The organism is Planktothrix mougeotii LEGE 06226, assembly GCF_015207485.1.
GTDB lineage: Bacteria > Cyanobacteriota > Cyanobacteriia > Cyanobacteriales > Microcoleaceae > Planktothrix.
Window position 1 is genome coordinate 1 of sequence record NZ_JADEWU010000129.1, and the last position, 9,417, is coordinate 9,417.

Here is a 9,417-nt window from a genome sequence, read left to right on the forward strand (position 1 = left end):
CGACCCACCCGCCCCCGTAATTGATGGATTTGAGATAATCCAAACCGTTCCGCATTTTCAATTAACATCACCGTCGCATTGGGAACATCAACCCCCACTTCTACCACCGTTGTTGAAACTAAAATTTGCGTTTCCCTCTCTCGAAATCGAGTAATCGCCTCATCCTTTTCCGCACTACTCATACGACCATGTAACAACCCAATGGTAAACTCAGGAAAAATTTTAGACTGTAATTTATGATGCTCTTCCACCGCAGATTTGACATCTAGCTTTTCTGATTCTTCGATTAACGGTAACACCACATACACCTGTCTTCCCTTTGCCACTTCTCTGCGAATCAAATCATAGGCATCTTGACGTTGTTTTCCCGTTAAAATAGTGGTTTGAATCGGTTGACGACCGGGGGGAAGTTCATCAATTTGGCTAACATCTAAATCTCCATGTAACGTTAAGGCTAAAGTTCGGGGAATCGGAGTCGCCGTCATGGTTAAAACATGGGGCGATTCTCCTTTTTGTTGTAATCTAGCTCGTTGTTGAACGCCAAATCGATGTTGTTCATCAATGACGACTAATCCTAACCGATGAAAATTAACTTTATCTTGAATTAAAGCATGGGTTCCGACTAAAACCGGTAATTCTCCCGTTTCTAAATGGGAATGAATTTGACGGCGTTTCGCGGCTTTTGTGGAACCTGTTAATAATTCGACGGGGAGGTGCATTAAATTAAACCACTCCACTAATTTCCGATAATGTTGTTCAGCTAAAACTTCCGTCGGTGCCATTAAGGCAGCTTGATATCCGGCTTGAATTGCCGCTAACATTGCCACCACCGCCACAACAGTTTTCCCCGCCCCCACATCTCCTTGTACTAATCGATTCATCGGTTCAGGAGACTGTAAATCCTTCAAGATTTCTTGAATAACACGTTGTTGAGCGTTGGTTAATTGAAAGGGTAAAATTTGATAAAATTCCTCAATCAATTTTCCCGTTGGTGCTAAGACCGCACTGGTTTCAGTTTGTTTCTGCTGTTGTCTCCGGGTTAATAATCCCAACTGCAAATAGAAAAACTCATCAAACACTAACCGTCGTCTCGCCACCGATAACCAATCTCGGTCTGGGGGAAAATGAATATTCTCAATCGCCGCACTTAACCCAATTAATTGATATTGATTTAATACTTCTTGGGGTAAAGCATCTTGTAATTGTTTCGCTGCGGGTAAGGCTTCAATCACCGCTTTTCTGACCACATCCGCCCCAATTCCTTCTGATAACGGATACACAGGCAAAACTCGCCCGATTTTCATCGATTCAATCTGACCCCCAGCATGATCTAATATTTCTAATTCTGGGTTATCTAAGGTAATCCCATATTGATTTCGTTTAACTAAACCCGATGCCGCAATCACCGCCCCCGGTGGATAATTCCCTTTCTGTTGATGTTGCCAACCTTTACTACTATATCGATATCCCGCATAAAATCGACTAATTTTAAGTTGTCCGGTATGATCGCTTAAGACTAATTCTAATATCGTTAATTTTTTATTGCGGGGACTACTAAAACAATTACACCGTTTCACCTGAGCAATTAACGTGACCGTTTCCCCAGGTTCCAGTTCCTGAATTTTTACCTGTTTCCCATAGTCAATATGATCCCTAGGATAATAATAGAGTAAATCAAAGATTGTTAAAATTCCTAATTTAGCAATGCGATCGCTATTTCTTGGCCCGATAATTTTTTCTAAGGATTGTTCTAAGGAAATACTCACACCTTTGGCTTTTTCGGTAATCGCCGTTGTCTTCGGAACCGAGGGTTGATTTTGTTTTTGCTCTCGTTCCGTTTTCCGAATTTCCGATACCTGATTCCGACACTCAAACAGTCGTTGTAATTGCAGTAAAAACCGTCTGGTATCCGCAATTAAATGTTGTCGGTTTTCTAGGTCTAATTCGGGATAGCGTAAAAATTCCTCCGCCAAATCTTGACACCGTTTTTGCGTCTCCGGTGGGGCATTTTCAAACAGTTCCTTTAAACTCACATAAAAAAATTCATGGAACTGATATTGATTCCCCTGCAAATTCGTAAAACCCCGTTCGGCTTCAACGGATAACGCTTTACTAAATCTCCACCAGTCCGGTTGATCAGATTTCATCTTAATCTCAGTTCCTAGTTACCCTGTTTTTGAGACTGACTCTAACTTATTATAATATATATTATTTTGCGGTTAACAAACCTTTCTTTTCTTTAATATTGTGTTGATTAAACGGCTTAAGTGGCGGTTTTTGATAACAGTAACTCCAGGCAATTATAGAGGGGGTTGACAATAATAAATCGATTTTGCTAGAATTTTAGCAAATGCACCTTAAATAAGTTTAACTCAAAAGTTGATTATTTAAGCAATTTGCCAAACGAATCTCCTATCTATCAGTATTACAGGCGTTACTTGGTTTTCGACTCTCCTCAGATTTTAGGACAATAGAGACAAAATTTTGAGAAGGTTGACACGAAGCAATCACCTATGTTAAAATTTTATCAAATGCTACTGGGGGTTCTTCGCACATACTCTTGATTTTTTAAACAACAAATTTACATCAAGCTTAATTCATCGGTATTCCAGCCTTTTTTAATCCTCATACCAACTGGCTCTCCAAGCTGATTCTGCTTGAACAATCGCCCTTTCGCGCAACTTTTTATGATACTCCCGACGAAGACCACTCAACTGTCCCGACAAATGACGAAGTTGATGCCGTCGGGCCATCACATGAGCATCAGCAAACTCAATTTCTCCCAACCGCAAATGAATCGCCGTTAATTTCGTCACCATTGAGGTTTGAGAATCCTCATCATCCTCCGTTTCAATCATAATCTGGAGCAAATTCGGAGGCCCTGCAATCCCGTCGCTAGAGGCTTCAGCCTTAGATGCCACTTCCAAAACAGCTTCCGGTAACTTTTGGGGTAATAGCCCAGAGCGTTGTAATAACAGATTGGCATCCTTCGATAACAACTTCAAGAGTTGAATAATTCCGGTTTCAATCCTTTCTTGCCAAGCGGATAAACGCTCAGGTGTTAAGGGTTTACGAATGGGAGAAATTTCAAAATCAGTCTCTAATTCCAGCTTTCCTTCTGCCTCTTCTGCGCGTAATTCTAAGCCTGGAACCTCAACAGGGGCTGGCATTTGTAGAGACTGACACAGAGCCTTTTGCATTTGTTTGGCTAAATTTCTGAGTCCCTGTTGTAATTTTTGTCGTTCTGAAACGGATAACTTTAAAAAGGCTTCAGGATAGGTTTGAGTACAGAGGTAATAACTCGCCAAAATCAACTGTTGACGAACTCCCTGCCCCAGAGCCATCAAATACGCCTCATACCCTTGATGAAATTCCTGGGCGAGTTTAGCGATCGCTTCTTCCAAAGTTGCGATATCCTGCTCAATTCGATTTATTGATCCAGCCATAAACGAATTAAGAATTACGAATTACGAATTACGAATTAATGAACTCCGATCTTCTATTGAAATTCTATCAGATCGGAGTCTTAATAATTCATTGACTTGAGGAGAAACTTTAGGCTTTACCCATTTGTTCCGCCACTTCATCCGCAAAATTCTTCTCTTCTTTCTCCAAGCCTTCACCCAGGACAAACCGAGCAAAGCGACGAATTTTAATATTTTCCCCTAACAGAGCAATGCTTTGTTTAACCAACTCAGCCACCGTAATATTTTGATCACGGATATAAGGTTGATCTAATAAAGCCATTTCTTGAAGGCGTTTGTCAATGCGACCTTGAACAATTTTTTCCTTAATATTGTCGGGTTTATTGCCTAAATCATCCCGCTTCATTTCAATTTCTTTTTCTTTAGCGACAATTGATTCAGGAATATCCGCCACGCCAACATACTCCACATTAGGACAAGCCGCAATTTGCATGGCAATATTTTGTACTAATGTTTTAAATTCATCCCGACGTGCCACAAAGTCAGTTTCACAGTTGACTTCAACCATGACGCCAACCCGTCCGCCCGTGTGAATATAACTTCCCACTAAGCCTTCAGTAGCACTGCGAGCATTTTTTTTATCCGCAGAACTAATCCCTTTTTGACGTAACCATTCGATGGATTTAGTAATATCTCCATCATTTTCTGCCAGGGCTTTCTTGCAGTCCATCATCCCTGCGCCCGTTTTATCGCGCAGTTCCTTAACCAGTTTTGCTGAGATTTCCGCCATCTTTTCCTCAGTAATTTCGTGGATGTTTGCCTACCGCCATGACCCATCTGTCAAAGAAATTATAACAAATGGATCTAGCTTTCTTGTGCATGAACCGTGAAGTTAACCAGGAGTCCCGGCGAGATCATTTCCCTGGGATTTAACCCAAAAGCCAACTCCTGAGAACGGTTTTACTCTTCCGAATCGCTATCGGAATCTAAATCATCGATCTCCTCGATTTCTTCATCATCTTCATACTCGTCTTCATAAACCTCGTCATCGTATTCAGCGATGCCAGCATCTAATTGACCATGACGTCCTTCATAAATTGCATCGGCTAATTTACCGACAATCAATTTAATTGAACGAATGGCGTCATCATTAGCAGGAATATGAATATCGGCTAAATCAGGATCACAATTGGTATCTAATAAAGACACAATGGGAATATCTAATTTGCGACATTCCATCACCGCGTTATATTCCCGGCGTTGGTCAACTAAAATCACCACATCGGGAACGCGACGCATCGCTTTAATTCCGCCTAAATATTTCCGCAATTTTGTCAATTCTCGACGTAAAACCGAGGCTTCTTTTTTAGGAAGATAATCAAAATAACCACTTTTATCTCGGTCTTCTAAAGTTTTCAGACGTTCAACCCGAGTTTTAATGGTAGCCCAGTTGGTGAGCATTCCCCCTAACCAGCGTTGGTTAACATAATATCCACCACAGCGTGCTGCTTCCTGAGCAATAATTCCAGCCGCTTGGCGTTTGGTTCCCACAAACAAAAACTTTTTCCCTTGTTCAGAGGAACTTCTGACATAATCATAAGCTTCCTCCATCAGTTCTGCGGTTTGAACCAAATCAATAATATGAACCCCATTACGCTCTGTGTAGATATAAGGAGACATTTTTGGGTTCCAACGGCGAGTCTGATGTCCAAAATGAACTCCAGACTCCAGCATTTCTGCCAAACTAATAACGGCCATTCGTCATAACTCCTAATTCGGGTTAATCCTCCATCCAGGCGTATTCGCTAGGGTTAGATACCCTAGAAACACCCGAATCCCTAGATGTGTGATTTTTAGACAACCTTTCTACTGTAGCACGTTTTGAACCCTGGGGGAGGGAACGGCAAAAAATCTGAGGGGTAGGTGGGCTTAAACCTCAGAATCTCCCAATTGATCCACACAAAACCAATCTTCATCCAACGCTTGTTCTAAGGAAATAGAAGCATCTTTTGGCAAGGAAAATAACTTAGAAACTGATTTTACGGCGACAGGATAGGCTTTCGCATACATTGTTTCAAGTTCAGATTTTAAGCTGGGGCTATCTTCTAAACGATGTTGAATCTGAGCCCTAAAATTGACAATTTCAGCCGCCCAATGATTACCAGAGCGGTCTTTTTCAACTTCCCAATAGGATAACTTGAGCAGATGTTCTAATAAACGGGTTAAAAGACTTAACATAGCCCGTTTATCACTTTTTCCCATACTTTCTAATTCTTCGATTAAATTATCCCAATCAACCTCATGAAAATTTCGTTCTCGTAAGTTATTAACCGTTGTTTTAATCCAGTTTTGATAGTCTGAAATCGTCATTTTGATCTTCTGTCGTGGGCGACGATGCAGAATTTTTTGATAATTATATCATACCCAGCAAGAACTGGCAATTTTTTGACCAACCTTTTTTAGGGAAACGGTACTCATTTTTATTTAGGCTGATCAAGGATGAATTTGTTTCAGAATAATCCGCAAGCGATCATAATCATCTTTTAATAAAATACTCAGGGTTCGTCCCGCTTCAATTAACCAACCTCGATCTAATTTTCTCAGTTGATAAATTTCTCGAATCGCCGCAGCTACCAAAGAATCAACCGGGGCGTTCCTCACGTCTAATAAGGTTCTTAAAAAATCTAATTCCTGACTAAAATTAACAATTTCATCCGGGTGACATTCATAGACTGCCTGATGAATTTGCGGGGGACGAGGCGGAATATATTGATAGATTTTACCTCGTTGCGATCGCTCTGGGTTCGTCATCTCAAAACCGACAATAGCCACCCGAAATTCCGTTTTTAACATCGCAAAAATTTGGGGTTGCTGCTCACGCAATTCTTCTAAGGTTAATCCTAGCGCCCTGGCTCGATGCACGGAATCAATCGGGCTAGTAGTAGCATAATAAACCACTCCATAAACCTGATTTCCTGACTCCTCATCTTTTGATTTGACCCAACTCCCAAAGGCAGGCATGACCGGAAAACTCAAGTCCTCCGGTTCTAAACATTGGGCCAAATACTCCGTTGTCGCCGTTTCTATCACTTCAGCGATATGTTGCTGAGAACGTCGAGTTGTTGAAAATGTAGGAAAAGGAAGACGCATAATCAGTTATCAGTTATCAGTTATCAGTTATCAGTTATCAGTTATCAGTTGTTAGCTAAAAAACCGTTAAGTAAGTAGGCGTAATTAAACCTAACTATGTAGATCGGGTAAACTCCTACTACTATCAATAGCTTTCAGCCAGACTGGGATATTTGGATATTCTCACCCACCTACTTACTTAACTCAAAACTGACAACATCATATCCCCAATTATTGCTATCTTTGGCATCAAGAGCTTATTAACTAAAAACTGATAACTGATAACTGATAACTGATAACTGATAACTGATTATTTTTTGCCTTTGCGTCCAGCAGTGGTATCAATTGCTTCTAGTTCAGAGAGTTTGAAGGTAACGAGTTTATCCCAGTTTCCTCCTTCAAAGAGAACGGCGACTTTACCATCGCTGACTCGTTGAACGAGACCTTGGAAACCATAGTAAATATCGACGGGGTTTGTGACTCGCACGGCGGAACCTGGCAAAATCATAATCTTTCAACCGTTGGATGAACTGAATTTTAGTTTATCGTAACATTGGACGCTCAACATCAGCCTAGAACCGTTCTCCTAGACCAAAATGAATCCGACTATCCCCATTATTATTAATCCCATAGTCAATCCGCACTGGCCCAAGGGGAGTTTGTAAGCGTACACCTGCACCATAACCAAAGCCTGAACCGGGTTTATCTCGAACTCCCCCTGGAGAACCAGGGACTGTACCTTGAGAATTTAAGTCCGTCGCCGCATCAACAAATAGTGCTCCCCCAATAAAATTCGAGAAAATCGGGAAACGATACTCTATTGATCCTTGCACAAAACTACGGGTTGAGGCGATCGCTCCTTCTTCCCAACCTCGTACCGATGCTGTTCCTCCTAAAGGAAAAGCTTCATAGGGAGGTAAATTTCCGACGACTGTTCCCCCTTGAAAATTAAAGGCAAAAGATTGAGGGCCTTTGGGAATAAAACCTGTGAAAAAATTGACCGGAACATAAAAGGTGTATCCCGCCCGCAAACGATTCATTAAAATACTTCCTGAACCCACAGGAATTGATTGTTCTGTCCCAAACCGTAATAAATACCCAGATGTTGGCTGTTGTCTATTATTGCGACGATCTCGAACTAATCCAAATTGAACGGTAAATAAATCGTCTGAGCCACTGCCACTATAACTGAGTTGATTACCATATTCATCGGTTGGGGTAATATTCCCATCGGAGTCCGTTATGTCCACCCGTTGATATTGAAATCCCAAAGATGCAACCCAATTTGGATCAGCAAAAACATTCTCTGCAAAGGGTCGAGTAAAACTAATCCCGCCTCCGGTTCTAACCACACGGGGACGATCACCATTTGCTAAACGAACTTCTCGTGGCCCATCTTCAAAAACAACGGAAATTGTTCGCCGTCTAAACGCATTAATTGTATAGGATGTTCGATAAGGATCACCCGCAATCCAAGGATCAGTAAAGCTGACATCGACTTGAAAAACTCGGTTTCCGGCTTCTAATTCCACCCCTAGGCGTTGGTTATTTCCCCCTAAGTTAATTTCTTGATAACTTAAGGTTCCAAATAATCCGGCGGCGGAACTAATTCCTCCCCCAAAGGCTAATGATCCGGTGGTTTTTTCAATCACATTAACAATAACGGTTGCTTCACGGGGATTATCTTTTCCGGGTTCTAATTGTAATCGCACATCTTCAAAAATTCCTAACCCAAAAACCCGGGCTAAATCTCGTTGTGCGGTTTGTTGGTTAAAGACATCCCCAGGTTTTAATTCAATTTCACGGGTAATAATAAAGTCTCTTGTTCTTCCCTCAATGGGTTTTCCTTCTTCATCGGTGGTTTCTCCATCACTATTGAGAAAACGCACTTCAATCGTTTCAATCACCCCTTCAGCGACTTGTAAGGTAACAACGCCTTCCCGTGTGACTTCGGGTGCAGCAACAACCTGTGCTAAAACATAGCCATTATCCTGATACCATTGATTGATTTTTTTAACTCCGGCTTCGATTTGATTCAGGTTAATCGTTTGATTATATTGCTCGGCGAAACTTTGATTAATAATGTCTTCGGGTAAAACTGTATCGCCTTCAATTACAACTTGTTTTAAGGGCGGATTTTCTTCAACTTCAAAGGTGATTCGCACCCCTAGAGGGGTATCTTCTGGAACGGCTTTGACATTTCGGAATAAACCGGTTGCAAAAATAGCGTTAATATCTTTTTGTAATTGAGAACGGGTTGTTGTTCGTCCGGGTTGGGTGGAAATAACGCTATAAACTCTATCAATTAATGTTGTATTTTCGGTTCCACTGACTGCGATTTCTGCGACTAATACTTCGGGTTCAGCTTGTGCTGGTGTGGTGGGAATGGGAATAGTCGGAGGAACGTTAGGTTGTGGTGGTGGGGGTGGAACTTCATCAGGATTATAGGGTAGAGTTTCGGGTGTTGGTTGAGCAATCTCGAAAGCAACTGGTGGAGAAAATTGGGCTAATTTTTCTGAACTTATTTTATTTAAACTCGGTTCAAATCTATTAGTTTCCCCTACAGTTGAATTTAAAGCGATCGCATTTTCAGCCACAACCGGAAAGCTAAAATTCCCCGTTTTTTCTGTAGCTGATTTATTCAGTAAAATCTCTATATTCGATGAGGGATTAATTTCAGCACTTGCTATTTGTTCAGAAACTTCTATCGGAAATTGGGCTATTTTTCCTAAATTCTTATTTAAACTCGGTTCAAATCTATTAGTTTCCCCTACAGTTGAATTTAAAGCGATCGCATTTTCAGCCACAACCGGAAAGCTAAAATTCCCCGTTTTTTCTGTAGCTGATTTATTCAGTAAAATCT

Annotated in this window: 8 protein-coding genes; all 8 read right to left on the reverse strand. The window is 41.2% G+C overall.

Annotated elements, in window-relative coordinates; all coding sequences use genetic code 11:
- Nucleotides 1-2,147, reverse strand: a 2,147-nt coding sequence (recG, locus tag IQ236_RS26865; protein WP_193872199.1) for an ATP-dependent DNA helicase RecG, incomplete at its 3' end; no start/stop codon positions are given.
- 471 nt (nt 2,148-2,618) lie between these two features.
- Complete coding sequence (locus IQ236_RS26870; protein ID WP_193872201.1) at nt 2,619-3,446, reverse strand: hypothetical protein; 828 nt, start codon at nt 3,444-3,446, stop codon at nt 2,619-2,621.
- A gap of 109 nt (nt 3,447-3,555) precedes the next feature.
- Entirely contained in the window at nt 3,556-4,215 is a 660-nt protein-coding gene (gene tsf, locus IQ236_RS26875) for a translation elongation factor Ts (protein ID WP_190525113.1), read from the reverse strand.
- Between the two features lie 170 nt (nt 4,216-4,385).
- Nucleotides 4,386-5,183 (reverse strand): 30S ribosomal protein S2, encoded by a 798-nt coding sequence (gene rpsB / locus IQ236_RS26880; RefSeq protein WP_193872203.1) that lies wholly within the window; start codon nt 5,181-5,183, stop codon nt 4,386-4,388.
- Nucleotides 5,184-5,354: 171 nt separating this feature from the next.
- On the reverse strand, nt 5,355-5,795 hold the full coding sequence (locus IQ236_RS26885; protein ID WP_193872205.1) for a DUF29 domain-containing protein: 441 nt from the start codon (nt 5,793-5,795) through the stop codon (nt 5,355-5,357).
- A 123-nt stretch (nt 5,796-5,918) separates the two neighbouring features.
- A complete protein-coding gene (locus IQ236_RS26890) occupies nt 5,919-6,575 on the reverse strand; it encodes an HAS-barrel domain-containing protein (protein ID WP_193872207.1) in 657 nt (218 codons plus the stop codon).
- Nucleotides 6,576-6,864: 289 nt separating this feature from the next.
- On the reverse strand, nt 6,865-7,062 hold the full coding sequence (locus IQ236_RS26895) for an NAD(P)H dehydrogenase subunit NdhS (protein WP_072720496.1): 198 nt from the start codon (nt 7,060-7,062) through the stop codon (nt 6,865-6,867).
- Nucleotides 7,063-7,126: 64 nt separating this feature from the next.
- On the reverse strand, nt 7,127-9,417 hold a 2,291-nt coding region (locus IQ236_RS26900; RefSeq protein ID WP_228041888.1), incomplete at its 5' end, for a BamA/TamA family outer membrane protein.

Bases quoted from the DNA above. Each gene is read 5' to 3' on its own strand.
- IQ236_RS26870 (WP_193872201.1), bottom strand. From the start codon at position 3,446: ATGGCTGGATCAATAAATCGAATTGAGCAGGATATCGCAACTTTGGAA.
- tsf (WP_190525113.1), bottom strand. From the start codon at position 4,215: ATGGCGGAAATCTCAGCAAAACTGGTTAAGGAACTGCGCGATAAAACG.
- rpsB (WP_193872203.1), bottom strand. From the start codon at position 5,183: ATGGCCGTTATTAGTTTGGCAGAAATGCTGGAGTCTGGAGTTCATTTT.
- IQ236_RS26885 (WP_193872205.1), bottom strand. From the start codon at position 5,795: ATGACGATTTCAGACTATCAAAACTGGATTAAAACAACGGTTAATAAC.
- IQ236_RS26890 (WP_193872207.1), bottom strand. From the start codon at position 6,575: ATGCGTCTTCCTTTTCCTACATTTTCAACAACTCGACGTTCTCAGCAA.
- IQ236_RS26895 (WP_072720496.1), bottom strand. From the start codon at position 7,062: ATGATTTTGCCAGGTTCCGCCGTGCGAGTCACAAACCCCGTCGATATT.